The sequence below is a fragment of the Mesorhizobium sp. WSM4815 genome, from assembly GCF_055811575.1.
Genome location: NZ_JBVVQS010000101.1, coordinates 205,681 through 230,948, shown reverse-complemented (window position 1 = coordinate 230,948; position 25,268 = coordinate 205,681). Strand labels below are relative to the sequence as shown.

The 25,268-nt window shown below is 63.4% G+C and carries 23 protein-coding genes; 11 read left to right on the top strand and 12 right to left on the bottom strand.

From position 1 onward, the window contains the following. Positions 1-23: 23 nt before the first annotated feature. Complete coding sequence (purD, locus tag AC0L2B_RS26645) at positions 24-1,301, bottom strand: phosphoribosylamine--glycine ligase (protein ID WP_473747429.1); 1,278 nt, start codon at positions 1,299-1,301, stop codon at positions 24-26. Between the two features lie 162 nt (positions 1,302-1,463). Here purD and ubiA point away from each other — a divergent pair, with 162 nt between their 5' ends. After that, positions 1,464-2,447 (top strand): 4-hydroxybenzoate octaprenyltransferase, encoded by a 984-nt coding sequence (ubiA, locus tag AC0L2B_RS26640; RefSeq protein ID WP_473747428.1) that lies wholly within the window; start codon positions 1,464-1,466, stop codon positions 2,445-2,447. A 166-nt stretch (positions 2,448-2,613) separates the two neighbouring features. Here ubiA and AC0L2B_RS26635 read toward each other — a convergent pair whose 3' ends face one another. The 3 genes from AC0L2B_RS26635 to AC0L2B_RS26625 all read right to left on the bottom strand — a co-directional run bounded on the left by AC0L2B_RS26635 (position 2,614) and on the right by AC0L2B_RS26625 (position 5,780). Then, positions 2,614-3,183 (bottom strand): DUF6101 family protein, encoded by a 570-nt coding sequence (locus tag AC0L2B_RS26635; RefSeq protein WP_287182804.1) that lies wholly within the window; start codon positions 3,181-3,183, stop codon positions 2,614-2,616. 184 nt (positions 3,184-3,367) lie between these two features. Continuing rightward, complete coding sequence (locus AC0L2B_RS26630) at positions 3,368-4,798, bottom strand: FAD-binding oxidoreductase (RefSeq protein ID WP_473747427.1); 1,431 nt, start codon at positions 4,796-4,798, stop codon at positions 3,368-3,370. Between the two features lie 19 nt (positions 4,799-4,817). Next, complete coding sequence (locus AC0L2B_RS26625; protein ID WP_473747426.1) at positions 4,818-5,780, bottom strand: L-threonylcarbamoyladenylate synthase; 963 nt, start codon at positions 5,778-5,780, stop codon at positions 4,818-4,820. 361 nt (positions 5,781-6,141) lie between these two features. On the opposite strand from AC0L2B_RS26625, the gene AC0L2B_RS26620 reads away from it, so the two are divergent. Continuing rightward, positions 6,142-6,414, top strand: a complete 273-nt coding sequence (locus tag AC0L2B_RS26620) for a hypothetical protein (RefSeq protein ID WP_473747425.1) — start codon at positions 6,142-6,144, stop codon at positions 6,412-6,414. Between the two features lie 41 nt (positions 6,415-6,455). On the opposite strand, the gene glyS is transcribed toward AC0L2B_RS26620, so the two are convergent. Continuing rightward, positions 6,456-8,903, bottom strand: coding sequence for a glycine--tRNA ligase subunit beta (gene glyS, locus AC0L2B_RS26615; RefSeq protein WP_473747424.1), 2,448 nt, complete (start codon positions 8,901-8,903; stop codon positions 6,456-6,458). A gap of 387 nt (positions 8,904-9,290) precedes the next feature. Continuing rightward, a complete protein-coding gene (locus AC0L2B_RS26610) occupies positions 9,291-10,334 on the bottom strand; it encodes a glycine--tRNA ligase subunit alpha (protein ID WP_473642965.1) in 1,044 nt (347 codons plus the stop codon). A gap of 316 nt (positions 10,335-10,650) precedes the next feature. Between AC0L2B_RS26610 and AC0L2B_RS26605 the strand changes: the two genes are divergently transcribed. Further along, positions 10,651-12,477: a patatin-like phospholipase family protein gene (locus tag AC0L2B_RS26605; protein ID WP_473747423.1), complete on the top strand. Its 1,827-nt coding sequence runs from the start codon at positions 10,651-10,653 to the stop codon at positions 12,475-12,477. Between the two features lie 67 nt (positions 12,478-12,544). On the opposite strand, the gene AC0L2B_RS26600 is transcribed toward AC0L2B_RS26605, so the two are convergent. After that, a complete protein-coding gene (locus tag AC0L2B_RS26600; protein WP_473643097.1) occupies positions 12,545-14,320 on the bottom strand; it encodes a tetratricopeptide repeat protein in 1,776 nt (591 codons plus the stop codon). A gap of 331 nt (positions 14,321-14,651) precedes the next feature. Between AC0L2B_RS26600 and AC0L2B_RS26595 the strand changes: the two genes are divergently transcribed. Next, on the top strand, positions 14,652-15,752 hold the full coding sequence (locus tag AC0L2B_RS26595; protein WP_473642961.1) for a helix-turn-helix transcriptional regulator: 1,101 nt from the start codon (positions 14,652-14,654) through the stop codon (positions 15,750-15,752). A 152-nt stretch (positions 15,753-15,904) separates the two neighbouring features. On the opposite strand, the gene AC0L2B_RS26590 is transcribed toward AC0L2B_RS26595, so the two are convergent. Next, positions 15,905-16,921, bottom strand: a complete 1,017-nt coding sequence (locus tag AC0L2B_RS26590) for a polyprenyl synthetase family protein (RefSeq protein ID WP_473642959.1) — start codon at positions 16,919-16,921, stop codon at positions 15,905-15,907. A gap of 162 nt (positions 16,922-17,083) precedes the next feature. Between AC0L2B_RS26590 and AC0L2B_RS26585 the strand changes: the two genes are divergently transcribed. From AC0L2B_RS26585 to moaB, 6 genes are all read left to right on the top strand, one after another. Next, positions 17,084-17,308 carry a putative signal transducing protein gene (locus tag AC0L2B_RS26585; protein WP_027152315.1) on the top strand — a complete coding sequence of 75 codons (225 nt, stop codon included), beginning with the start codon at positions 17,084-17,086 and terminating at the stop codon, positions 17,306-17,308. Next, positions 17,308-18,108: a tRNA1(Val) (adenine(37)-N6)-methyltransferase gene (locus AC0L2B_RS26580; protein ID WP_027152314.1), complete on the top strand. Its 801-nt coding sequence runs from the start codon at positions 17,308-17,310 to the stop codon at positions 18,106-18,108. The genes AC0L2B_RS26585 and AC0L2B_RS26580 overlap by 1 nt, the downstream gene beginning before the upstream one ends. Positions 18,109-18,193: 85 nt before the next feature. Beyond that, on the top strand, positions 18,194-19,060 hold the full coding sequence (locus AC0L2B_RS26575) for a S49 family peptidase (protein ID WP_473747422.1): 867 nt from the start codon (positions 18,194-18,196) through the stop codon (positions 19,058-19,060). 80 nt (positions 19,061-19,140) lie between these two features. Further along, the gene (locus tag AC0L2B_RS26570) at positions 19,141-19,326 is read left to right on the top strand and encodes a hypothetical protein (RefSeq protein ID WP_077381693.1); all 186 of its coding nucleotides are present in this window, start codon (positions 19,141-19,143) and stop codon (positions 19,324-19,326) included. A gap of 25 nt (positions 19,327-19,351) precedes the next feature. Continuing rightward, entirely contained in the window at positions 19,352-20,254 is a 903-nt protein-coding gene (locus tag AC0L2B_RS26565; protein WP_473747421.1) for a 4-(cytidine 5'-diphospho)-2-C-methyl-D-erythritol kinase, read from the top strand. Continuing rightward, positions 20,241-20,798 carry a molybdenum cofactor biosynthesis protein B gene (gene moaB, locus AC0L2B_RS26560; protein WP_473520602.1) on the top strand — a complete coding sequence of 186 codons (558 nt, stop codon included), beginning with the start codon at positions 20,241-20,243 and terminating at the stop codon, positions 20,796-20,798. The genes AC0L2B_RS26565 and moaB overlap by 14 nt, the downstream gene beginning before the upstream one ends. Positions 20,799-20,844: 46 nt before the next feature. On the opposite strand, the gene AC0L2B_RS26555 is transcribed toward moaB, so the two are convergent. From AC0L2B_RS26555 to AC0L2B_RS26545, 3 genes are all read right to left on the bottom strand, one after another. Next, on the bottom strand, positions 20,845-21,810 hold the full coding sequence (locus tag AC0L2B_RS26555; protein ID WP_473626387.1) for a phytanoyl-CoA dioxygenase family protein: 966 nt from the start codon (positions 21,808-21,810) through the stop codon (positions 20,845-20,847). Positions 21,811-22,068: 258 nt separating this feature from the next. Then, positions 22,069-22,896 (bottom strand): MBL fold metallo-hydrolase, encoded by an 828-nt coding sequence (locus AC0L2B_RS26550; RefSeq protein ID WP_473747420.1) that lies wholly within the window; start codon positions 22,894-22,896, stop codon positions 22,069-22,071. Between the two features lie 191 nt (positions 22,897-23,087). Next, positions 23,088-24,023, bottom strand: a complete 936-nt coding sequence (locus AC0L2B_RS26545) for a cyclase family protein (RefSeq protein WP_473747419.1) — start codon at positions 24,021-24,023, stop codon at positions 23,088-23,090. A 292-nt stretch (positions 24,024-24,315) separates the two neighbouring features. Here AC0L2B_RS26545 and AC0L2B_RS26540 point away from each other — a divergent pair, with 292 nt between their 5' ends. Continuing rightward, positions 24,316-24,558, top strand: coding sequence for a type II toxin-antitoxin system Phd/YefM family antitoxin (locus AC0L2B_RS26540; protein WP_091596052.1), 243 nt, complete (start codon positions 24,316-24,318; stop codon positions 24,556-24,558). 101 nt (positions 24,559-24,659) lie between these two features. Here AC0L2B_RS26540 and AC0L2B_RS26535 read toward each other — a convergent pair whose 3' ends face one another. Continuing rightward, positions 24,660-25,166: a glycosyltransferase gene (locus tag AC0L2B_RS26535; RefSeq protein WP_128172258.1), complete on the bottom strand. Its 507-nt coding sequence runs from the start codon at positions 25,164-25,166 to the stop codon at positions 24,660-24,662. Positions 25,167-25,268 lie beyond the last annotated feature (102 nt).

Sequence of the window (25,268 nt, the reverse complement as noted above, 5' to 3'; positions counted from 1 at the left end):
GTTGCCCCCGCTAATCTTGGACGTCAGCGCGCCTGCTCGCGGGCCACGGCCTGCCAGCCGATGTCGCGGCGGCAAAAACCTTGCGGCCAATCGATCCGATCGAGCGCCGCGTAGGCTCGTCGCTGCGCCTCGCCGACCGTGCCGCCGGTCGCCGTGACACCGAGCACACGGCCGCCATTGGCGACCAGCGCGCCGCTGTCGATGGCGGTGCCGGCATGAAAGATCTCGACGCCTTCGCCCGCGGCCTGTTCGACGCCGCGGATGACCGAGCCCTTTTCCGGCGTGCCGGGGTAACCCCTTGCCGCCATCACCACGGTGAGCGCCGCCTCGTTGCGCCAGCGCACTGAGGTATGTGCAAGCTGGCCGTCGGCGGCAGCGTTGAGCAGGACCAGGAGATCGTCCTTCAGCCGCATCATCAGCACCTGGCATTCCGGATCGCCGAAACGGGTGTTGTATTCGATCAGCTTCGGCCCATCGCCTGACATCATCAGCCCGGCAAACAGCACGCCGGAAAACGGCGCGCCAAGCTCGGCCATGCCGCGCATGGTCGGCTCGATGATCTCGCGCATGGTGCGGTCGATCATCTCCGGGGTCATCACCGGGGCCGGCGAATAGGCCCCCATGCCGCCGGTGTTCGGACCGACGTCGCCGTCACCGAGGCGCTTGTGATCCTGCGCGGTGCCGAACGGCAGCGCGGTGGCGCCGTCGCACAGGCAAAAGAAGCTCGCCTCCTCGCCGGTGAGAAACTCCTCGACGACCACCTCCGCGCCGGCCTGTCCGAAGGACCCGTCGAAACAGGTATCGAGCGCTGCCAGCGCCTCGGCCAAATTCATGGCAACGGTAACGCCCTTGCCGGCGGCGAGGCCGTCGGCCTTGATGACGATCGGCGCGCCCGTCTTTTCGACATGGGCCCTGGCCGACGCCAGATCGCCGAAGCGGCCATATGCGGCGGTCGGGATGTCGTATTTCGCACAGAGATCCTTGGTGAAACCCTTAGAACCTTCCAGCCGCGCCGCCGCCCTGGACGGGCCGAAGACGCGAATGTTTTCAGCGCGAAGGTCGTCGGCAATGCCGGCGACCAGCGGCCCTTCCGGCCCGACCACGACGAGGTCGATCTTTTTCTCCGTGCAGAACCGGGCCACCGCCGCATGATCGGCAATGTCGAGCGTCACCAGTTCAGCTTCGCGGCCGATGCCGGGGTTGCCGGGCGCCGCGTAGAGCTTGGTCAGCAGCGGCGAGGCCGCGATCTTCCAGGCCAAGGCATGTTCGCGGCCGCCGGAGCCGATCAACAATACGCGCATGCCCAGGTCCCTTGCCGTTCCACGATCAGGACTGCGCTATTGCGCCCCGTACGATGGGTCAAGACATTTGGAAGACTTTGAGCGCAATTCCACACGGGAACGTGGAATGGTTCGGCCCGCTTGACGCTTGACGGCGTTCGCCGCTGCTGCCACTTCAGCACAATGGAACCCATCCAGTCGAAAGCAGCCCAGGGCCGCGTCGCCGATGCGCCGAGCGGCCACTGGGTCTACCGCATCCTGCCACGCCTGACATGGCCCTATGCGCAGCTTGCCCGGTGGGACCGGCCGATCGGCTGGCAGTTGCTGCTGTGGCCATGCTGGTGGTCGGCAGCCCTTGCCGCGAGTGCCTATCCACGCCCTACTGATCCCCTGCTCTCGCTGCTGCCGGCGCCATGGTATCTCGTGCTGTTCCTGATCGGCGCCGTCGCCATGCGCGGCGCCGGCTGCACCTACAACGACCTGGTCGACCAGGACATCGACAACCAGGTGGAACGCACGCGCTCGCGGCCGCTGCCGGCGGGAAAGGTCACGCGCCGGCAGGCCTGGGCGTTTCTCGTGATCCAGGCACTGATTGGACTCGCCGTGCTTCTGCAGTTCAACAGCTTTGCCGTCCTGCTCGGCATCTGCTCGCTCGCCGTCGTCGCCATCTACCCGTTCATGAAGCGATTCACCAATTGGCCGCAACTGGTTCTCGGCCTTGCCTTTTCCTGGGGTGCGCTGATGGGATGGGCGGTCGAGTTCGGCAATCTCGATGGCCCGGCCGTCATGCTCTATATCGGCTCGATCCTGTGGGTGATCGGCTACGACACGATCTATGCGCATCAGGACAAGGAAGACGACGCCATCGTCGGCGTGCGCTCGACCGCACGCCTGTTCGGCGACAACACCAAGACCTGGCTCGTCGGGTTTTATGGCGGAGCGCTGGTCTGCTTCGCCGTCGCCTTCGCGGCGGCGCAGGCGCCGGTGCCGGCGCTGGCCGGGCTGGTCGCGGCCGGCGCCCATATGGCGCGGCAGATCACCGTGCTCGACATCGACGATCCCGACCAGTGCATGCTTCTGTTCAGGTCGAACAACCAGGTCGGCTGGCTGGTCTTCCTCGGCCTGATCGGCGGTGCGTTGTGGGTGGCGCTGAAGCCGCTGGTGTAGCGGCTTTTTTCCTTCTCCCCTTGTGGGAGAAGGTGGATCGGCGCGTAGCGCCGAGACGGTTGAGCGTGTGTTGGACGGAGTGCAGTTGGTCCCAAGCTGGAACACCCCTCATTCGGCCGCTTCGTGGCCATCTTCTCCCACAAGGGGAGAAGGGAAAGCGCTCGCTCTATTCGTCGCGCGAAATAATCTCCTGGCCGCCGATCACCAGCCTGAGGCCGAGGGCGCCGGCCCTGCGGCGAGCGAGGAAGCGCGGACGACGCATGGTCGAAAGTCGACCTCTGCGGCGGTCCTGCGCGGGTAATGTCTTGATGGCGGCGCCAAGCGATTCCTCCAGGGTGCGGGCGATGCCGTCGGATTCGATCAGAAGCATCGGCAGACGGTAAGCATCGGCCCAGGCGCGCCAGTCGGCGGCGACATCCTCGAGATCGTCGGCCACCAGCAGCGGCACCGACAGCATCGGATCATTGTGCAGAAGCTCCAGCGTCACCGTGACATTGCCGTCCGGATCCTCCATCGCGCGGGCTGCCACGCCACGAAACGCGTTGGCGGGCAGAGCGATGAACGCCGGCAGGCCGCTCATCTCCAGCACGCGGCGAATGACGGCACCACGATGGTCGATGGTGAAGGTAACGTCGCCATAGTCGTCGCGCGTCGCGTAGCTCACCACCTGCGGCAAGCGGAATGGGTCGAGGCGCATATTGCGCCCAGCCCAGACTGGCTTCAGTCCAGTGTTCATATCGTGCCTTTCCTGTCTCTCCTGAGAGCCGGTCTTCCGGTTCTCCGGGCCGGTTTTTCCAGCCTCGTTGTGGGGAAACATTAGCGCGGGCTTCTTATCGCCGCGCTTAAGAAAGTCGGTTAAATTTTGCTGATCTCGAGGGGATGGTTATCGGAATGCGACCTTTCACAAGACGGCGAAAGGATCAGATAACCTTACCGGGATTCATGATGCCGGCCGGGTCGAAGGCCGTCTTCACCCTGCGCATCAGTTCGATCGCCATCGGCGGCGCTGTCGCGATCAATTCATCCCGCTTCAGCTGGCCAATGCCGTGCTCGGCCGAGATCGAGCCGTGAAGGCTGCGCACGACATCGTGCACGGCCTTGTTCATGGCGTGATAGAGCCGGAGAAACGCTTCGTCATCGCCGCCGATCGGCCGCGAGATGTTGTAGTGGAGATTGCCGTCGCCCATGTGGCCGAAACACACCTCGCGCGCACCGGGGCTGACCGATTGAACGGCGCCGTCCGCCTTTTCGATGAATTGCGGGATGGCCGCCACCGGCACCGAGATGTCGTGCTTGATCGAGGCGCCTTCGGGCTTCTGCGCCTCGGGCAGCAGCTCGCGGAAATTCCAGAAGGCATCGCCCTGCGCGATGCTTGCCGCAATCACGGCATCGCCGACGATCTCCTGCTCGAGACCGGCTGAGAGCACCTCCTCGATGAGGGCCCCGGCATCCTGCGCCGAGCGGCCCGAAGAGATCTGCATCAGCACATACCATGGCCAATCCCCGGACAGCGGCCGCACGACGCCTGGCGTGTGCAGAAGCGTAAAATCGTAGGGCCTCTGGCCGATCAGCTCGAAAGCAGTGAGTGCAGCACCGGCGCGATCCATCGCCAGGCTGAACAGGGACAGTGCCGCCTCAGGTGACGACAGGCCGGCAAAGGCCACCTCGCGCCCCTTGGGCTTTGGGAAAAGCTTGAGCACGGCGGCGGTGATGACGCCGAGCGTGCCTTCCGCACCGATGAACAGGTTTTTTAGATCGTAACCGGTGTTGTCCTTCTTCAGCTTGCGCAGATCGTCGAACACCTCGCCGGTCGGCAGCACCACTTCGACGCCGAGGCACAGTTCGCGCGCATTGCCATAGGCGAGAACGCCGGTGCCGCCGGCATTGGAAGAGAGATTGCCACCGATCTGGCAGGAGCCTTGCGCGGCAAGCGACAGCGGAAACAGCCGGTCGGCGGCATCGGCCGCTTCCTGCAGCGTCTGCAGGATGACTCCGGCCTCGACGGTGACCGTGTTGGACAGGACGTCGATCTCGCGGATGCGGTTCAGCCGCGACAGCGACAGCACGATCTGGCGGCCGGACGTGTCCGGCACCTGCGCGCCGACCAGCCCGGTGTTGCCGCTTTGCGGCACGACCGGCGTTCCCGTCTCGGTTGCCAGCTGCATGATGCGGCTGACCTCGTCGACGCTGCCGGGCCTCAGCACCAGCGCCGTCCGGCCATGCCACAGGCCGCGCCTCTCCGTGAGGTAAGGCGCGATATCCTGCTGGTCGCGAACCGCATATTTGTCGCCGACGATTGCCGCAAAGCGGTTGATGAGGGCTGGGTCGATATGCCTTGAGATATCGTTCATGGATGGGAAACTATGGTGCTCAATCGATCTTGTCACGAGGGGCGGCGGCGCGCGAAAGCCGGTCGTTGATCGCCTCGCCCAGCCCATCGGAGGGGATCGGCTCGACGGCGATTGTCTTGGCGCCGCAGCGATCGAGATCCTGCATATGGGCAAAGAGGTTGGCCGCGGCCTCGCGCAGGTCGCCGGTCTCAGACAAGTTGCGCAAGGCGGCAGCGCCCTGCCAGCCTTCGGCGCGGCGCGGGCCGAAGGCCAGCAAGGCTTCGCCCTTTGCGACTTTTGCGGCGTTGATCCGCACTGCAGCACCCGGCGCGTAATGCGAGGCGAGCATGCCCGGGGCCTCGATGCCCGCCGCGCCACGCAGCAGCTTCATGCCGGCGGCCGCTTCGATCTCTTCGGCGGCAATGCCGCCCGGTCGCAGCAGCCGCAGTGTTCCGCCCTCTATCTTCACGATTGTCGATTCGACCCCGACCGACGTCGCGCCGCCATCGATCACCAGCTTGATTTTTGGACCGAGATCGGCGGCCACGGCCTCGGCCGTCGTTGCGCTGATCCTGCCTGAGGAATTGGCGCTGGGCGCTGCAAGCGGGCGTCCGAGCCTGGCGATCAGCTGGCCGCCAAAGCCTTTCGGCATGCGCAGCGCGATCGTATCGAGCCCGGCGGTGACCAGCGGATGAATGCCGTTGCCGGGCCGCTGCGGCAGCACCAGCGTCAGCGGTCCCGGCCAGAATGTCTGCGCCAGGCTTTTCGACACGGGATCGAACAGCGCGATGCGCTCAGCCATCGCCAGATCGGCGACATGGGCGATCAGCGGATTGAAGCGCGGCCGGCCCTTGACCTCGAAGATGCGCGCCACGCCAACGCCATTGGTGGCATCGGCGGCCAGCCCGTAGACGGTTTCGGTCGGAATGGCGACGACATCGCCGCCTTCGAGCAGCGCCAGCGCCCGCTCCATCGCCTCGCCGGCGGGAAGTATCTCAGCCACTTTCATCACCTTACAGAAGCGGGACCTTACGGATGTCGGTGCGTAATACGGTGACGTTCACGGGGCAAGTCCGGGCGGAAGCGAATTGCCAATAGCTAAAATGCCAGCTTTCCTGGCAAGCCCGCATCAATTCCCGGACGCTATGGTGCCGGCTTGTTGGGCAAGGGGAACTATCATGGTCTGGGTGCGTATCCTGGGGGCGCTTGGCCTCACTCTGGCGGCGGGCACAGCACAGGCTTCATCCTTCGTTGTTCTTGGTGCACCATCCTCGACCCCGTCCGTCGTCAGCCTCGGTACGCCTGAACCGGCGAAGGTGGCTGGCAACTCCTCGACGCCATCGATCGTGGCGCTCGGCGAACCAGTGCCCGATCTCACCTATGAAAAAGTTTCTGCGATCCCGAGCCAGCCCAAGCCCAAGCATGATTTCACGCAAAGCCCGATGATCATTCGCGGCGGCATCGTCGGCGACGCCTTCGCAACACCGGCGCCCAGCGCCGCACCTGCCACGACAACCGCTGCCGCAGCGCCTGAGGCGGCCATCAAATCCGACAAAAAAATTACTGCAACGAACAGCCCGCCTGAGCCCGCAACAACGCAACCAACGCCCATCCCCGAGATCGACCAGGCCAGATAGCCGTTCGCGGCCAGGACGACGCTCGCCTGAACTGCCAAGCCTCAGCCGGCGATTTTCGAGAAATCCGCGACCTGGTCGGTCGCTGCCCGGATGCGCGCCAGCAACGCCAGGCGGTTGGCGCGCACGGCCTGGTCCTCATCATTCACAAGAACGCGTTCGAAGAATGAATCAACCGGTTCACGCAACGCGCTAAGCGCCAGCATGGCGGCGGAAAAGTCTTCGTTGTGAATCGCTTGGCCGGCTTCCTTCTCGGCCTGATTCACCGCGGCAAACAGCGATTTCTCGGCCTCTTCCCGGAATAGAGCCGGCTCAACATTTTCGGCGATCGTCGTTTTCTTCTTCTCTTCGGCGGCCAGAATGTTGGCCGCGCGCTTGGTGCCGGCTAGCAGGTTCTTGCCGTCCTCGGTGTCGAGGAAAGAGCCCAGGGCTTTGACACGACGGACGATTTGCAGGAGATCGTCGTTGGACGATTGGCCAATCTCCCCCCTTGAGGGGGAGATGCCCGGCAGGGCAGAGGGGGGTGCCTCGCGTGGGTCGGCGACCCCCTCTGTCGCCTTCGGCGACATCTCCCCCTCAAGGGGGGAGATCGGGCGCGAATCCGCCGCCAACACCGCATCTATCAAATCATGCCGCGCACCCTGGTCGCGCAGATAGACCTTTAGGCGGTCGTGGAAGAAGGCGAGGAGGTCGGCGCTAAAGGGCCGTCCGGACGCGAGATAGTTCGCCATCTGGTAAGGGCGGTCGAAGAGAGATGTCAGCGCAAGCCGGACACGATTCTCGACCAAAATCCTGATCACCCCCAGCGCCGCCCTCCTCAGCGCAAAGGGGTCTTTCGACCCGGTCGGTTTTTCGTCAATCGCCCAGAACCCGACCAGCATGTCGAGCTTGTCGGCGAGCGCTACAGCCACCGATACCGGGTCGGTCGGCACACGGTCGGACGGGCCCTGCGGCTTATAGTGGTCCTCGACGGCTGCGGCTACAGAGGGATGCTCGCCCTGCAGCAGCGCGTATTTGCGGCCCATGGCTCCCTGCAATTCCGGGAACTCGCCGACCACCTCGGTGGTGAGGTCGGCCTTGGCCAGGACGGCAGCGCGACGTGCCAGAGCGGTAATCTCCCCCCTCGAGGGGGAGATGTCGCCGAAGGCGACAGAGGGGGTCGGCGCGTCCTGGCGCGACGCCCTATTATGGACAGAGGATGCCGGCGCTTCGCGCGCAACGACCCCCTCTGGCCTACCGGCCATCTCCCCCTCAAGGGGGGAGATTGCGCTCGCCACTATCGGCGCCAATTCTTCAGCCAGTTGGGCAATCCGCTCCACCCGCTCACCCTGCGTGCCGAGCTTGGCGTGGAAGGTGACGCCGAGATGGTCGAGGCGGGCCATGCGCTGGTCGAGCGGCTTTTTGAGATCGAGCCCGAACTTTTCCGCCGATGCCTGCAACTGGTCGAGGTCGGGCAAATCGCCCTGGTCGGTCTTCCAGAAATAGAGCGCGTCGGAAAGGCGGGCGCGTACCACCTTGCCGTTGCCGTGGGCGATCTGCTTGCCGCCGTCACTGGCCTCGATATTGGCGGTCAAGATGAAGCGATTGGAAAGCTCCTCACCGACGGCGTGCGGCCGCGTGACAAAACACTTCTGGTTGGCGCGGATGGTCAGCCGGACCACCTCGGCCGGAATGGCGAGAAAGTCCTGCTCGAATTCGCCCATCAGCACGACCGGCCATTCGACCAGGCCTGACACTTCCTCAAGCAGCCCCTCGTCCTCGACAAGGTTGAGCCCGTTGGCGAAAGCGAGATTCCTGGCGTCGGAAAGGATGATCTGCTTGCGCCGGTCGGCGTCGAGCACGACCTTGGCCGCCTCCAGCTTGGCGACATAGTCGTCGAAGCGGCGCACGCTGATGGCGCCCGGCGCGTGAAAACGATGGCCGTAGGTGATGTTGCCCGAGCGGATGCCGTCGATCTCGAAATCGACGACCACCGGCTCCTCGGTCTCCGGGCCGAAGGTGCAGAGGATGGACTGCAGCGGCCGCACCCAGCGCAACGATCCCGGTTTCGCCGAGGCCGGCCCCCAGCGCATCGATTTCGGCCATGGAAAGTCGCGGATGATGTCCGGCACCAGTTCGGCGATGATCTCTTCCGCCGCCCGGCCCGGCTTCGCAATATGGGCGACATAGAAGTCGCCCTTCTTCGGATCGGCGTGGACTTGCGCCTCGGCGATCGAGAAAAGACCGGCCTTGCGCAGAAAACCCTGGACCGCCTGTTCGGGCGCTTTGGTCGAGGGTCCCTTGATCTCCTCGCTTATGTCCTTCGAGCGCGCGGTCACGCCGCGAATGTCGAGCGCCAGCCGGCGCGGCGTCCAATATTCGCGCGCCGCCTCATAGGTCAGCCCGGCCTCGACCAAACCGTCCGTCATCATCTTCTTCAGGTCGCCCGCCGCCTTGCGCTGCATGCGCGCGGGGATCTCTTCCGAACGGAGTTCTAAAAGCAGGTCGGGCATAAATTGTGCTCACGCGGCGAAATGGTCCAGGCGGCATAGCAACTCGGCTGGCCCCATGCAATCGGCGCATCCACGGACGTTTGCCAAAATATTCCGCTGTCTGTCGGGTCGAAGCGGGGTCGCCCGTCCTTGGGTCAAAGATCTCCATGAACCGAACGCAGCGCTGAAGCGACCAACGCTCAGGCAGAGAACTATTGGTTGAACGACCATGAAGACGGCATCGACATTCCTGCAGATCCTCGCGCTCAGCGCCTGCTTTGCGGCGCAGGCTCATGGCACGTTCACGATGCCTGGCGTTAGACAAGCGCTGCGGACAATGGCTGGCTCCAGCGGCCAAGGCGTATTGCCAATCAGCGCGTCAGTCGAAGTCGCGAATAGCCTCTGGGCCTAAGCCGCCAGCCCGCCCGCCTGCGTCAGCAAAAACGCCTCGCCGCAGGCTTTCGCCAGATTGCGCACCCGCAAGATGTAGCTCTGCCGCTCGGTGACCGAAATCACGCCGCGTGCGTCGAGCAGGTTGAAGACGTGGCTGGCCTTGATGCACTGGTCGTAGGCGGGAAATACCAGACGGTGGTTCCCCTCCCCCTTGAGGGGGTGGCCAGACGCGGGAGGAGTCGCTGGGGCCTTACTTGCGGTGCCTTCTGTGGCAACCCCCTCTGCCCGCTTGGCGGACATCTCCCCCTTGAGGGGGGAGATGGGCGCGCCGGCATCGAGCAGCGCCTTGCACTCGGCTTCGGCGTCCTCGAAATGCCGAAGCAGCATCGCGGTATTGGCGAATTCGAAATTGTGCCGCGAATACTCCTGCTCGGCCTGCAGGAAGACCTCGCCATAGGTCACCTTATCGGCGCCGTCGCGGCCGTTGAAGTTGAGGTGGTAGACATTGTCGACGCCCTGCACATACATGGCCAGCCGCTCCAGCCCGTAGGTGAGCTCGCCCGCCACCGGCGCGCATTCGATGCCGCAGACCTGCTGGAAATAGGTGAACTGCGACACTTCCATGCCGTCGCACCAGCACTCCCAGCCCAGCCCCCAGGCGCCGAGCGTCGGGCTTTCCCAGTCGTCCTCGACGAAGCGGATGTCATGCAGAAGCGGATCGACGCCGATGGCCGCCAGCGAGCCGAGATAAAGTTCCTGCAGATTGGGCGGGTTCGGCTTCAGGATCACCTGGTACTGGTAATAGTGCTGCAGCCGGTTCGGGTTCTCGCCGTAGCGCCCGTCCTTGGGCCGGCGCGAAGGCTGCACATAGGCCGCGTTCCAGCGCTTTGGCCCGAGCGCGCGCAGCGTCGTCGCCGGGTGGAACGTGCCGGCGCCGACTTCCATGTCATAGGGCTGGAGAACGACGCAGCCATAATCCGCCCAGTAGTTATGCAAAGTCAGGATCAGCCCCTGGAACGAGCGGCTGGGATGCATATGGGCTGGGATATCAACTGTCACGGCGGCCTCGACGGGAAAGGCGGGGATGCGGCCCTCCCTAGAGCGCCCACCGGCAAGCGTCAAGGCAAGGGGCCGGCCGCAGCCAGGGCAATCGGGTGAGTTAACGCGTGACATACGGCGCAAGTGAAATCGTCGACACGCCGAAACGGCAGGGACGTGGCGGCCTGATCGTGGCCCTTCCTGGGAGCCAGAGATGAGAGCGCCCAGCGATCAGTCCCGCGCCTCAGCCGTCGGCGGCTCTCTTGTGTGGTATCATTCGGCAGGGCGTCCAGCACCCTGAGGAGACAAAGTCATGGATTCCCAAGGGATGGCTCAGATGTCCTCCGTCGATTCTCTTGCAGCGAGTTTATTGTCGGCAACATTGATGTTCGATCGGGCGTCGTTGCTGGCGCTCGAGGCTTTAGCTGCCGAATCCGACCGTCGGGTCCTGAGACGCGGTGAGGTTCTGGTTCGCGAAGGCGATGCGTCGGACAGGTTTTTCATCGTGCTGTCTGGACGCTTTACGGTACACAAAGGAGATTCGACTGGCTCGGTCGCCGAGATCGCGCAGGGTGAACTCATCGGTGAAATCGGTTTCTTCGCGGGACTACCCCGCATGGCCACTGTCCTTGCAGCGCGCGATTCGATCGTCCTTGAAATCGGTCGCAATCATTTCGAGAAGGCGGCCGAGACTTTGCCGAGCCTGAGAGAGGCGGTCACGGTATTTCTGGCGCGCCGGTTTGCCACCCAATCTCCCAGTTCGTCGCGTCTCAAGGAACCTGCCAAGATCCGAACGCTTGCGATCATTGCAGCCGGCGGAAGTCGCATCTCACCGGTGTTCATCCAGCACCTGCGGCAAGCGTTCGGCGCGGCCACGCGCGCTCGGTTCGTTTCCCGGCTTGACATCCAAGCGAAGTTCCCAGGTTTTCCGATCGACGACCAGCCGATCCTTAACTGGTTGAACGAACTCGAGGCGGAAGCCCAATTCATCGTCTATGTTGCCGATGAGGAACCTAATGAATGGACCCAAGTCTGCATTCGCCAGGCCGATACCGTCTTGTTGCTGGCCAACGCATCCTGCTCGCCTCGTCTGAACCCATCTGAGGAACTGACGCTATCGATCCATCCGCCATCGACCAGTCGGCTTGTCCTAATTCACGACACTCGCTCGGCTGCGGTCTCCGGTACCTCTGCATGGCTCGATGAGCGACCCTATGTTGACCAGCATCATCATGTTGCGCTGGACGACGCGTCTGATTTCCAGCGCCTGGTCCGATTTATTTCGGGCAAGGCACTGGGCTTCGTGGCGGCAGGGGGTGGGTCCCTCGGCAGCGCTCATTTGGGCGTCTACAAGGCTTTCGTTGAGGCGGGCGCTTGCTTCGACTATCTCGGCGGGACAAGTTCCGGCGCGGCGATGATGGCCGGCTTCGCAAGAGGCTTGGATGCCGACCAGATCGACCGAGGCACCCACAACATATTTATCAAGAGCCGGGCGTTTCGCCGTCCCACCTTGCCGCATTTCGCGCTTCTGGATCACAAAGCGTTTGATCGGGCCCTTCGGCTGGAATACGGCGACGTTCTGATCGAGGATCTTTGGCTTCCGTTCTTTGCGCTTTCGACCAATCTGAGCAGCCGTCAGCCCCAAGTCCACCGTCGTGGAAAGCTTTGGCACGCCGTTCGGGCGTCCGGCTCCATCCCGGGCGTCCTGCCGCCGTTCTTTACGGATGACGGCGATATGCTGGTGGACGGCGCTATCATGAACAATTTGCCGCTGGAGCAGATGAAGGAGCTCAAGACCGGACCCAATGTCATCGTTACCTTCGGGTCGAGTGCACCGCAGAAATACGACATAGACTATGACCGTATCCCCGGAGCTTCCGAACTGGCAATGGCCTTGCTGAACCCTTTCGGTCGTGCCCGCTTGCCTCGGGTTCCCAGCATCCTTCAGGTCATTGACATGAGCATGCTGGCACACCGGCCACAGGACATTGCCGTCGGCGAAGAGGATATCCTGGTCTGTCCGGAGGTTCCGAACACGATCAGCTTCATGGATTGGAGTCGGCATTCCGAGTTGTTTTCGGATGCCTACGACCGTACGACCCGATGGATCGAGGAACAGAACGACTCAGGGCTCCGAGCGGTGCTCGGCACCGCGCACGATTAGCATGGCTTATAGTCCAGACCCTTAGCGACAGCGGCGACGAGCCCCGCATAATCGAATTCAGAAGTATTCAGCCCTTTGGCGCAGTCGTCGGTTCGGGCTTGACCTTCGGGGTTTCCTGCGCCGTGTTGGATTCGATCGGCGGCAGGCCCTTCAGCAGTTTCTGCTGCAAGGCGGCGAGCACGCCGGGATCCGGCTTGAGGTCGCGAGCCTGGTTCCACTGGAAGGTGGCTTCCAATTTGCGGCCGACGCGCCAATAGGCATCGCCAAGGTGATCGTTGAGCACCGGATCTTCCGGCTTCAACGAAACGGCACGTTCCAATTCGCGCACGGCATCGTCGAATCGGCCAAGGCGGAAATAGGCCCAGCCCAGCGAATCGACGATGTAGCCGTCGCTCGGCCTGAGCTCGACGGCCTTCTGGATCATCTGAAGGCCTTCCTCGAGGTTGGTGTTCATGTCCACCCAGGAATAGCCAAGATAGTTCAGAACCTGCGGCTGGTCGGGGAACAATTCCAGCGCCTTGCGGAAATTCGGCTCGGCCTTCGGCCACTCCTTCAGTCGCTCATAGGCGATGCCGCGCTGGTAGAAAATGTTCCAATCGGCGCGGGTCGGGGCCTTCAGCATCGCCACCGCCTTGTCATAGAGACCGGCCGCGGAGCGGAAATCCTCCTTCGAGGCATAGACGCCACCGAGCGCCTGATAGGCGCGCATGTCGTCGGGACGCGCTTCGACGAGGGCCTTCAGATGGGCGATGGCCTCGTCATAGCGGTCGAGATCTGCAAGGTTGAGGCCGAGCTGCAGTTCCGACAGCGTCTTCAGCGGCGAACCGGCCGGGATGCGGCGATAGAAGGCGATGGCGCCCTCGCCGTCCTTCAACTGCTCGGAGACGGCGGCGAGTTGGACGAGGGCCGCGTCGCTGTCGGGCCTTAGTGCCAGGGCGTATTGCAGATAGAGGCGGACGAACGGCTCACCACCGCCGCGATTGAGCGCGGTGGCGAGATCGAGCAGAATTTCCGAGGCGCCGTCGGACGGGCCGGCAACGAAGGGTTCGATCTTCTCGCCCTTGGCGATCCTGTCGCGAAGCGCCGATATCTCGACCTTGCCAGGTGCAAATGCCTCGGCCTGATCGAGCACGGACAGCGCCTTGTCCTTGTCACCCTTGCGGGCAAGGAAGGAGGCATAGGCCTGCGAGTTGCGCATCCAGGTTTCGGGCGCGGCGGCGCCGGTCGCGGTGTCCTGCAAGGTGGCGGCGTAGATCGCATCCGCCTTTTCGGGCAGGCCCGAGGCATCGGCGATAAGCCCGCGATGGAAGGATTTGAACAGGCCGAACCAGTCCGGGCCCTGCAGCTTTTCGATCGAGGCCATGGCCTCGCCGGGGTCGCCGGCGCCCTGCTTGGCCCAGCCGGTCATGACGCCGGAGATCAGCCGGTCGAGATCGGATTCGAGCGAAAGCTTGAGCCAGTATTCGGCCTTGGAAAAGTCCTTCTTGTGAAAGGAACCGACGGCCAGCGCCAGGCGCGAGAACCGCTCGACGTCGGGAACCGTTTTGAGCTTGTCGGCATAGACCAAGGATTCTTCGAAGCGCCCCTGGGCGATCAGCGACAGCATCAGGCTTTGCTGCAACGAGGTGTCACCGGGAGCGAAGGCGAGCGCCTGCTTGTAGTAGGCGATGGCGCTGTCGAGATCATTGTCGCCTTCGGCGACCCGCGCGGCAAGATAGGCCCCCGAGAACGACGTGATATTGACTGGCTCGGTGGTCTCTTTGGCATAGGCGGGCAGACCGGAGACCGCCATGCCCGTCACAATTGCCAGCCCTGTCAGCCAGCGCGCACATCCTTGCCGCATCATATCCCTTTCAGTCGAAGCCATACCCGCGTCAGCGGGATCGCCGTTGACTCGATCTTTTCCACGTTAAGCATGGCCTTTTTGGGGTGAGGCTTCAACCCGGCCCGAATTCACAATCGGGTAATGCTATCAAAAACAACGCGGAAAGGCGCCAAATTGCGACCGTCGACCGCGATTTGCCGGCCTGACGCGCTGCCGGCCTGTCCTGCTGCAGCATCGGCGCCGCGATGCCGTAAGCGATCCGTAAGCGGCGGGCGTCGATAGTTTCCGCAGCGGAATGATGCGTGGAACCGTGCAGATGGATGCCGTTGCTTCGCCCAGGAAGATGCCGATGCTGGAAATGCCGCAGGGCCAGCAGGCCTTCGCCATTGTCGATCGAATCTACGAAGCGTCGTTCGCGGCCGAGCTGTGGCCGGAGGTATTGGCGGCGGCAAGCGCGATCTCCCGCTCGGCAAACGGCGCGATCTTTGTAGTCAGCGATCATTCGCCGGTCCGCGCCATCACCGAAACGCATCTCCAGCCCTTGCTCGATGAGTTCACGAAGGGGGATACTTGGCGGTTTTCCGAGAGCGTGAAGCGCTTGTGCGCCGCGCAGCCAGCAAGCTTTGTGCGGGTCGACAATTTCATCACCTGCGAGGAGATCGAGCGCGATCCCGTTCGCAAAAGTGCCACCGCGTTCGGCATCGGGCCGCATCTATGCACAGCCATTCCCATGCCTGGCGGCGAGCTTGTCCTTTTTGTCTTCCAGCGGTGGCTGAAGGACGGGAGTTATGACCAGGCCGCAATCGATCTGTTGAACGGACTGCGTCCGCACCTCGCACGGGCCGGCCTCGTCGCCGGGCGCCTGGGTCTGGAACGGGCCAGGACCGCCGTATCCATTCTCCGGGAAATCGGGCTGCCGGCCGCAATCATGAGTGGATCGGGCCGTGTGCTGACGGCCAATCCGCTTTTCGAAGGCATGGCGGACGTCTTCCTTCCCACAGCCCATGGTGGCATGGCGATTGCCGATCAAACTGCAAACGCGCTTTTCCAGCAGGCCATCGCGCAGAACCGGGATAACCGCGTCGTGCGGTCCATCCCGGTTGCGGCCATCAAAGGGCGGCCCGCGCTGGTCATTCAGCTGTTGCCGCTGCGCCGCGCCGCGCACGACATTTTTTCGGGTGCGGATGTATTGGTTGTCGCAACCACGGTCGGTACCGGCGCAACTGTTCCGTCGCCCAATGTGCTTTCAGGCCTCTTCGACCTGACGCCGGCGGAAGCCCGGCTCGCCGTCGAGCTGGCCTCCGGCCATTCGGTGCAGGAGGCGGCCATGGAAATCGGCATCGCCGTCAAATCGGCCCGCACCTATCTCGAGCGAATCTTCCGGAAAACCGAAACCAGCCGTCAGAGCGAGCTCGTGGCGTTGCTGAAGAGCGCGTGGTCATTTTCATGACCCCGACAGTTTGCCGGGCGCGCTGACCGTCACGGAGCCCTGCCCTGCTTGCTAACCATGCTGCTGCGGAACGAGCATGATTTCACCGCCGCAATTCCGGGAAGACCAAAACACGGGCCGGCGCCGTGCCGGCCAAATGTCGGCGATGTCTTTCAGTTCACCCGGCTGATGCAGAAATCGATGACGTCGAGCAGCGCCGATTTCTGCGACGTCGCTTCAAGCGGCGCCAGCGCGTCGCGGGCGATCTCGCCGAAATGGCCGGCGCGCCCGATGGTGTCGGCGATAGCGCCGTGTCGGGTCATCAACCCGATTGCCTTTTCCAGCCCGGCGTCATCGGTGACATTGTCCTCGATGGCGCGCTTCCAGAAGCTGCGTTCGGCCTTGGTGCCGCGCCGGTAGGCGAGGATCACCGGCAGCGTCACCTTGCCTTCGCGAAAGTCGTCGCCGACATTCTTGCCCAGATCCTTGCTGGTGCCGCCATAATCCAGCGCATCGTCGATCAGCTGGAAGGCAAGGCCGAGATTCATGCCATAGGAGCGCAGCGCCGCGCGATCGTTTCGCGTCGCCTGGGCGATGACCGGACCGACCTCGGCGGCGGCCGAGAACAGGGCAGCGGTCTTGGCCTTGATCACCGCGAAATGCTCATCCTCCGTGGTTTCGAGGTTCTTGGCGGCGGCGAGCTGCATCACCTCGCCCTCGGCAATGATCGAGGCAGCGCTGGACAGGATGTCGAGCGCTTCCAGCGAACCGACATCGACCATCATGCGGAAAGCCTGGCCGAGCAGGAAATCGCCGACCAGCACACTCGCCTGGTTGCCCCAGATCATGCGGGCGGTCTTCTTGCCGCGCCGCATGCCGCTCTCGTCGACGACATCGTCGTGGAGGAGCGTGGCGGTGTGCATGAACTCGACTGATGTGGCGAGCTTGACATGGCCCTCGCCGGAATAGCCGAACATCTGCGCTGAGGCGAGCGTCAGCATCGGCCTCAGCCGCTTGCCACCCGAAGAGATCAGGTGGTTGGCAATCTCCGGGATCATCTCGACGTCGGAACCGGCCTTCGACAGGATCAGTTTGTTGACGCGCCCCATATCGGCCGAAGTCAGGTCGATGAGATCCTTAATTGAGGCGGCTTCCCGCTTCCCGTTTTCGATGTTGAGAACGACACCCACGACAAACTCCCGTCTTATGTCACGCGCACGACGGCACCCCGATACCGCAGCAGACTCTAGGGCGCTACCCACAGGCACGGCAAGAGGCGATTTGGCGCGGTCGAGGTGGCGACGGAAGCCACCCACGTTTACATAGACGCTGCAACCTGCGAGTTTCGTCCTATGATAGAGCTTATCCGCACCAACGACGCCGTGATCATCTCCTTTGTCGAATCGCTGATGCGCGATGCCGGCATCGGCTGTTTCGTCGCCGACCAGAACATGAGCGTGCTCGACGGTTCGATCGGCATCCTGCCCAGGCGCATCATGGTCGACGCCGACCAGGCCGATGCGGCGCGGCGCATCCTGACGGATGCCGGCATCGCCAACGAGATGCGCCAGAAGTAATGCCCGCGGTGCGCGTCACCCTTGTCCAGGATACGCCGGCCCATACGGTCGATGCTTTTCATCGCGGGCGGTTCTGGCTGGTGCAGCCGAAACAGGCAGGCCATCGCGCCGGCATGGACGCCATGATGCTGGCGGCTGCGGTGCCGTCCTCCTTCGCCGGGCGCCTTGCCGATTTCGGCGCGGGTGCTGGCGCCGCAGGCCTGGCCGTGCTGTCGCGCTGTCCTGATGCCGAGGCCGTGCTCATCGAACGGTCTCCGGAAATGGCGGCCTTCGCCGCAACGACGCTTGCCCACCCCGGCAATGCACATCTCAACGACCGCGCCTCGGTGCTCGCCGCCGACGTCGCGCTGTCGGGCCAGGCGCGAACCGCCACTGGGCTTGCCGACAACTCCTTCGATTTCGTCATCATGAACCCGCCCTTCAACGCCGCCGAGGATCGCGCCACGCCCGACCCGCTCAGGAAGGCGGCGCATGTGATGGAGGACGGGCTGTTCGACAGCTGGATCCGAAGCGCGGCTGCTGTGGTCAGGCCGCGCGGCGGTCTTGCCGCGATTGCCAGGCCCGATCAGCTCGGCGCCATCCTCGATGCGATATCAGGCCGCTTCGGCGACGCCGAGATGCTGGCCGTCCACCCCCGCCCCGAGGCAGCGGCGATCCGCATCGTCGTGAGGGCAATCCTCGGCGCACGCGGAAAACTGTCGATCCGCCCGCCGCTGATGCTGCACGCACAATCCGGTGACGGCCCCACGGAGCGGACCGAGATGATCAACAACGGGATGGCATCGCTGTTCGGCGACTGAGCCTTTTTGGCCGGCCGGCGTCGCGGCATTGCCGTTGGCCGGCGAATCCCTACATGCCTTCAAGGCAATTTTGACCGGAGACCCCGTGAAACGCTTCCTGAACCGCCTGCTGCCGAAATCCTGGCGCTCCGACATCGTCACCATTCCCGTCATCCGGCTGCACGGCACCATCATGCCCGGCGGCGGCGCGTTCCGGCCGAGCCTGTCGCTGGCATCCACCGCCGGCCCCATCGAGAAGGCGTTTTCCTTCGACGCGCCCGCCGTCGCCATTTCGATCAATTCGCCGGGCGGCTCGCCGGTGCAGTCGCGGCTGATCTTCAGACGCATCCGCGACCTGGCGAGCGAGAAGAACAAAAAGGTCCTGGTCTTCGTCGAGGACGTGGCGGCGTCGGGCGGCTACATGATCGCGGTCGCCGGCGACGAGATCTTTGCCGATCCGTCGTCTATCGTCGGTTCGATCGGCGTGGTGTCGGCCTCGTTCGGCTTTCCCGAGCTGTTGAAGAAGATCGGCGTCGAGCGCCGCGTCCATACGGCCGGCCAGAACAAGGCGGTGCTCGATCCGTTCAAGCCAGAGAAGAAGGAAGATATCGAGCGGCTGAAGGCGCTGCAGCTCGAGGTCCACGAGACCTTCATCGACCTCGTCAAGGACCGGCGCGGGGCCAAGCTCAAGGACGACCCGGATCTGTTCACCGGCCTGTTCTGGACAGGCAAGAAGGGGCTGGAGCTCGGCCTTGTCGATGCGCTCGGCGATATGCGCAGCGTGCTCAGGGCCCGTTTCGGGCCAAAAACCCAGCTCAAGCTGATCACGGCGCCGCGCGGCCTGTTCGGCCGCTTCGGCTGGTTCGGCTCAAGCAGAGGCGGCTTTTCGGCGCCCGAGATCGCCGCTGCTGCCGCAAGCGGCGTGATCGATGCGGCGGAAGAGCGCGCGCTGTGGGCGCGCTTCGGGCTTTGAAAAACCGGCGAAAGCGTTTAACTTAAAGCTTGATCGGCCCGACGGGCGCCGCAGTCGGCCTTGCGAGGGAGGAGTTTGACATGCCACAGATCATTTTCTTTATCGCAGTCGGCCTGCTCGCCTATTTCGGCTATCGCTCCTTCGTCAGGGAAGCCGAGCGGGTGACGGCCAAGATTCGGCGCACCGAAAAACAGGCTACCAACGGCACAATGGGCACGCTGGTCAGGGATCCGAAGACCGGCGAATACCGCCTGGCCAAGGACTGACATCATCCCTCTCGTGACTGAGACAGTGGCTTCCGGCAATAGGGTCCGGGCATTGCATGCGCATGCCAAGATAAATCTCGCGCTGCACGTCACCGGCAGGCGCGCCGACGGCTATCACACGATCGAGAGCCTGGCGGTGTTCACGCGCTTCGGCGACCGGGTTGACATCGAACTCGCCGACAGCGACGGGTTTTCCGTGTCAGGCCGATATGCCTCCGCAGTCCCGCTCGACGACAGCAATCTGGTCGTGAAAGCGCGCGATGCGCTGCGAAAACAGGCTGGTCCGCGGCATACGCCGCCGGTCGCAATCAGGCTCGAAAAGAACCTGCCGGTCGCATCCGGCGTCGGCGGCGGGTCGAGCGACGCAGCAACGGTGCTGCGCGGGCTCGTTGAGACATGGAGGCTGGATCTCGACGATGCCGACCTGGCGCGGGTCGGCCTCTCGCTGGGCGCCGACGTTCCCATGTGCCTTATGGCAAGGCCGCTGATCGCGCGCGGCGTCGGTGACGAACTGTCGGCCGTGCCGGGCTTTCCCGCGCTCGGGCTGGTTCTGGTCAATCCCGGCACTGCCATCTCCACGGCCGAGGTGTTCAATGCGCTTTCCGATCGCGACAATGAGGGACTGCCGCCGCTGCCGCGCGACCTCGACTTCCACAGCATCCGCAACTGGCTGGAGATCACGCGCAACGATCTCGAGCCTGCGGCACGGGCGATTCAACCGATCATCGGCAAGGCGCTTTCGGTGCTCAACAAGGCCGGAGCGGGGTTCGCGCGAATGTCCGGTTCCGGTGCGACCTGTTTTGGGCTGTTCGAGACCGGCAATGTCGCCAAGCGGGCCGCCGTCAATATCCGCAGCCGCCATCCCGACTGGTTCGTCGCCGCGACGCGAAGCATGACATCGGAGCCTGACGCATATGGCCAGGATTGACGAAAGCCGCTCCTTCATTCCCGTGCGCATCGCGGTGCTGACCGTTTCCGATACGCGCAGCCCTGCCGACGACAAGTCCGGCCAGGTGCTGGCCGACCGCATCGTCGAGGCCGGCCATATTCTCGCCGGCCGCGACATCGTCACCGACGACCGCGAGAAAATCCGCGACAAGGTTCAGAACTGGTCGAGGGACGAAGCGATCGATGTCGTCATCACCACCGGCGGGACTGGTTTTACCGGCCGCGACGTAACGCCGGAGGCGCTGGAGCCGATCTTCGAAAAGCGCATGGACGGCTTTTCCGAAGTGTTCCACCGCATTTCCTACGACAAGATCGGCACGTCGACGATCCAGAGCCGGGCGACCGGCGGCGTCGTCAACGCGACCTTGGTCTTCGTGCTGCCGGGTTCGCCCGGCGCCTGCAAGGACGCCTGGGACGGCATTTTGAAGCCGCAGCTCGACTACCGGCACATGCCCTGCAACTTCGTCGAGATCATGCCGCGCCTGGACGAGCATCTGCGGCGCGGCGGCACCAAGACAAGTTAGACCAGGTTCTCAAAAGGCTGTTTCGGGACCAGAATCAGCGCCGAAATCACCGAATGACCGGCTCGCCGTGGAACCGCCGGCGCGAGGGCGACGATACGCCGAAGCCGACTTCCATCATCAGCCGCGGCTTGCGCGTCGGCACGGTGCCCATGTGGAAGCCGAAGGGATCCTCGACGAAGCCCGATCCCGCCTCTCCGGTCAGCGTAATCGGACTCTGCGCGCCGTAGACATTCAGAACCTCTTCCGCGGGATGGCCGACGAGGAGCGTCAACTGGTGCTTGAGGGTGCGGCGGTTGTGGCTGCCGCGGACATAGACATGGGGGCCAGTCTCGGCATCGACCGGATTGAGATAGAAGAAGAATTTCAGCATCCGCCAATCGTCGAGATCGAAGTGGTACTTGCCAAGCGACGCCAGGTTCTTCTCGGCGTCGGAGGCGGAGCTCGTCGGAAAGCTCCACCAGACGCGCGTGGTGATCAGCTTCGCCTGGCTGCCGAGATAATGGGCGGCGATGTCGAGAAGCAGCGGATCGCGCTGCACGGTAAGCGCAGCGTTACAGTCGAGGATCCGCTCGAAAAAGTGGCCGCTGAGCAAGGGACGGCCGAAGCGCTTCTCGGCCTCTGCGTGCTTTGCCGGCAGGAACTCCAGCCGACGGTCGAAATTACCGAAGCAAGGCGTGCGCTGCGCGAAGCTGGCGATCTCCTCGTGAATCGACTGCGGCAGCGCAAGTCCGGAAAAGAGCCCGTCCGAGCGGAGCGCGCCGACCACCGCATCACGGTCGATGCCAGTGAACACCGTTTCCTGGACTTCTTGTGCCGGTCGAACCGGTTTTGCGCCACGCCAATGTAACCGCCGCGCCGGCATGGTACGCGCCAGCATGAACATCGGCAGCCATGCCGGGTTCTCGCGAAGGTCCGACAGATAGGTCGGAATCCGCACGGCAATGCGGCGCAGCAGGCTGCCGTTTCGAGCGATCGACTCGAGGCTTGCAGCACCGGATTTGTCAGGGGTCATAAGGATCCTCAGCTGTGAGGGCGGCGCCGACGAAACGTCGGCCGCTCAACGCTCAGGCGTTACCCAAACCCGTCCGCCCGCATCACAGGAACGGTAATCCCCGGTCAGGCTTTGTGCAATGCACAATAAAAGGATCGCCCGGAATCCTTCTGGCAAGCTTGACGGAGCATTAACGCTCGTTGAGTTCGCGACAGCGCGTGATTTGAGCGAGGTGGAGTAGTGAGGCCGCGCACAGCGGAGAAGGCCGCGACGAAGCGGTCAAACCCCGTCGAGGATGATGATCGTCGGCCGGTCGGGCAGGGTCTTCAGTGAGACCGTCAGCGACCGGCCGGAGAAGAATTCCACCGCGAAATCGTCGCCCATCCTACCTGTGAATTCGCTGATCGGGGTCGAATGGCGATGCATCGGCAGGATCATCGAGGAATAGAGCCGCGCGGTGATTTCAGTCATCCGGTCGAGCGACAGCGTCATGCCGCCGTCGATAGGCACCATGAGAATATCGAGACGGCCGATGGCGCCGTAATGCGCATCCTCCAGCCGGTGGTGCAGATGGCCGAGGTGGCCGATGCAGAGTCCAGCCACTTCGAAAATGAAGATGGAATTGCCGTCCTTGCCGAGATCGCCGCCATTGCGGATATCCGTCGGCACGTTGCGGATATAGACATCGTCGACGACAAGCGCGTGGCGCGCCGGACCGCCGTCCGGATTCCAGCCGCGCAACACATATTCGATGCCGGGATCGACATGGTCCGAATAGTGGGTGCGGTGGGCCTTGTTCATAGTCACGACGCGCGGCAGCGGGTCAGCGCCATAGACGCCGGAAAAGTCAGTAGCGATCCTGACGCCGGCAGGTGTCTCGATCACATAGGTCGAATGGCCGGCATAGGTGATCGTAACGTCGCCGTCGACGAAAGCCTGGGCCAGCCGAGACGTCTGCGCCTTTGGCGCCGTGAAGCTGGCAAAGGTGGCCGACGGCAGCGCTTCAGCGATCGCAACGCATCTCGACGGCGGCGGCTCTTCCTGGGCCGAAGCGGCGAACGGCCAGAAAGCCACAGTCAGCAGAACGGCGGCGGACAGGCGGAGCAAGGCTGTCTCCCGTGGCAGGATTGGCGCACATGCCACGATAGCGCCAGCAATTGTGATGGCTATCATCGGGACAGTCACGTTTTCGCGAGCGCCGGAGGGCTGGTCGTCTGAACCTTTTGTCCCGACTTGCGCCACACATCGCGTGGAATGGGACGTGCCACGGCCCTGCCGCCAGATGATATCCTCTACTATCAGGGCGTCGGGCGGAAGACGCCGCTCTCGTCGCGCTTGAGCGGCGCGGTTTGCCGGGAAAGCGGCGCACCAGGCGCTTCGGTGACCGAGACGCCCTCGGTCCAGTCGGCGGGTGCAATCGCGATGTAACGCGCGTATCCGCCTGACCCGCCGAGCGGCTTGGCGAAGCCGATTGTGACCAACGCGCCGGCCTCTGGCACCTTGTCGAGATTTGCAACGCCTTCTGCCTGCGTGAAATCGTTGTGAAGCAGCCAGTGTTCGCCTTCGAGATTGGGCGTGGTGTCGGTGTCGAGCGGTTCATGTCCATGAAACAGAATCTTCCGCTCCAGATGCAGGAATTTCAGTGCGTCCAAACTGACGCCTGGAAACGGTTTTTGGTTGAAGCGCGCGGCATCGGACCACTTCTTGTACCAATCCGAACGCACGAAGACGACTGAACCTTCCGGAATGCGGCCGTGCTGCTTTTCCCACTCCTCGATGTCGGCGACCTGGAGGTGATAGCCTTCGTCAGCCCGCACCTTGCCGCTGATGTCGATGACGACGAGCGGCCGCACGGCATAGGTGGCCGGCAGGTCGCTGATCGTTGCGCCGAGCGGGTTCCAGTGGGAGGGCGGATCGAGCTGCGTGCCATATTGGTCCGTCGTCAACTCGTAGGCGCTCGCGACAAAGCCGTGCTTGTCGTAAGTGAACTCTTCGCCGGCCTTGACGTAGCCCTCGATATCCTTCCCGGCGACAGCCGGCTTGAACCTGGCATTGGCGAAGCCCGGCCATACCGGCTGCACCGGCTCGAAGGCATGGGTCAGATCGATGTACTTGGCCGATTTGAGCGTGTTCTCATAAACCGACCAAAGCGACAACTCCTGCGCCACCACGATCGCAGGCACTGAGCAAGCGGCTGCCAGCAAGGCGATACGAACGAATTTGGATATATTCATCTGCGATCTCCCCGAAATCTCGCCGAGTATCGCGAGTTTCCCACAGGACGACAAGCATGTGCATCCCTCCCACGAATATCGCGCCAAATGCGGTTCCATCATGCCCGGCCATCACCGCATGCAGGAGTTCGTCGGCTGATTCAATTTGCTTCAATCGCTCCGGATAATTGTCGTAAGATCAAGCGTTGACCAACACGGAAAAATCACGCTGCCGTCGTCTAAAGTTCCCGATTGCCGTCCTGTCCACACGCCGCTCGACGACGGCGCTGACGCGCGACCTCAGGAGAGAACCATGACCATCACCGTCAAGGTCGGAGAGGCCAAGACACACCTGTCAAATCTGCTGGCCAAGGTCGAAGCCGGCGAAGAAGTCATCATTTCGCGCGGCAACGAACCGATCGCGAAACTGAGCCGAATTCCCAAAATCAACGACCTGGGCGCCCTGATCGAAGAAGTCCGCGCCGCGCGATCCAGGGCCAAGCCCGTCACCGCCGAGGAGGTTCTGGCCTGGAAGCATGACAGCCATCGCTACTAATGGTCTTCGTCCTTGATGCGTCCGTTGCGGTCGCATGGCTCCTTCGGAGGAACACAGACGACGCGACCGTCCTCGCCCGCTTACCGGCAAAGAAACGACCGTCACTTCACCGGCGCCACCCAGATCTCGGCGTCGAGCCGCTTGGTCGCAAGGCCGCGGGCGATGGCTTCGGCGCTGCGGGCATTTTTCGATAGAGCCGCGGCCTGACGCTTGCTGATCACCAGCCCTTCGGCCAGTGCCCGGTTTCCCGAAAACACTCGCGACAGGAACGGCACGCGGCTGCCGCGCGCCCGCGAGAATCGCGCCGGCATGGTTTGCCTGGCGGTGTGGGCGACGACCTCGTCGATCCAGCCCTCGCCCAACCGCGCGCCCGGCTCCAACAACAGCAGCCAGTCGCCCTTGGCCTGCCTGATGCCGGCAGCAATGCCGCCGCTCGCCACATAAAGGCAGCCGGCATGTTCGGCAACGCGGTGCGTCTGGTCGGTCGAGCCGGTGTCGCAGACGATAACGTCGCGCACCACGCCCTCGACCGCGCCACCGATCAGCGAGGCGAGCGTGCGGGCAAGTCTTTCCTCGTCATTCAGGGTCTGTATGAGAACGCTGAGCATCGTTAGCCGAATAGCGGAAAGCCGGGCACAGCGCCAGTTTTGCGTCGCTCCATAAAAATGTTCTTGCTTTGTTCCATCGGGTAAAATAGGATTATTTTCATG

Coding starts and splice junctions, on each gene's coding strand:
- purD (WP_473747429.1), bottom strand. CDS start 1,301: ATGCGCGTATTGTTGATCGGCTCCGGCGGCCGCGAACATGCCTTGGCC.
- ubiA (WP_473747428.1), top strand. CDS start 1,464: ATGGAACCCATCCAGTCGAAAGCAGCCCAGGGCCGCGTCGCCGATGCG.
- AC0L2B_RS26635 (WP_287182804.1), bottom strand. CDS start 3,183: ATGAACACTGGACTGAAGCCAGTCTGGGCTGGGCGCAATATGCGCCTC.
- AC0L2B_RS26630 (WP_473747427.1), bottom strand. CDS start 4,798: ATGAACGATATCTCAAGGCATATCGACCCAGCCCTCATCAACCGCTTT.
- glyS (WP_473747424.1), bottom strand. CDS start 8,903: ATGCCCGACCTGCTTTTAGAACTCCGTTCGGAAGAGATCCCCGCGCGC.
- AC0L2B_RS26605 (WP_473747423.1), top strand. CDS start 10,651: ATGTCCTCCGTCGATTCTCTTGCAGCGAGTTTATTGTCGGCAACATTG.
- AC0L2B_RS26600 (WP_473643097.1), bottom strand. CDS start 14,320: ATGCGGCAAGGATGTGCGCGCTGGCTGACAGGGCTGGCAATTGTGACG.
- AC0L2B_RS26595 (WP_473642961.1), top strand. CDS start 14,652: ATGCTGGAAATGCCGCAGGGCCAGCAGGCCTTCGCCATTGTCGATCGA.
- AC0L2B_RS26585 (WP_027152315.1), top strand. CDS start 17,084: ATGATAGAGCTTATCCGCACCAACGACGCCGTGATCATCTCCTTTGTC.
- AC0L2B_RS26580 (WP_027152314.1), top strand. CDS start 17,308: ATGCCCGCGGTGCGCGTCACCCTTGTCCAGGATACGCCGGCCCATACG.
- AC0L2B_RS26570 (WP_077381693.1), top strand. CDS start 19,141: ATGCCACAGATCATTTTCTTTATCGCAGTCGGCCTGCTCGCCTATTTC.
- moaB (WP_473520602.1), top strand. CDS start 20,241: ATGGCCAGGATTGACGAAAGCCGCTCCTTCATTCCCGTGCGCATCGCG.
- AC0L2B_RS26555 (WP_473626387.1), bottom strand. CDS start 21,810: ATGACCCCTGACAAATCCGGTGCTGCAAGCCTCGAGTCGATCGCTCGA.
- AC0L2B_RS26545 (WP_473747419.1), bottom strand. CDS start 24,023: ATGAATATATCCAAATTCGTTCGTATCGCCTTGCTGGCAGCCGCTTGC.
- AC0L2B_RS26540 (WP_091596052.1), top strand. CDS start 24,316: ATGACCATCACCGTCAAGGTCGGAGAGGCCAAGACACACCTGTCAAAT.
- AC0L2B_RS26535 (WP_128172258.1), bottom strand. CDS start 25,166: ATGCTCAGCGTTCTCATACAGACCCTGAATGACGAGGAAAGACTTGCC.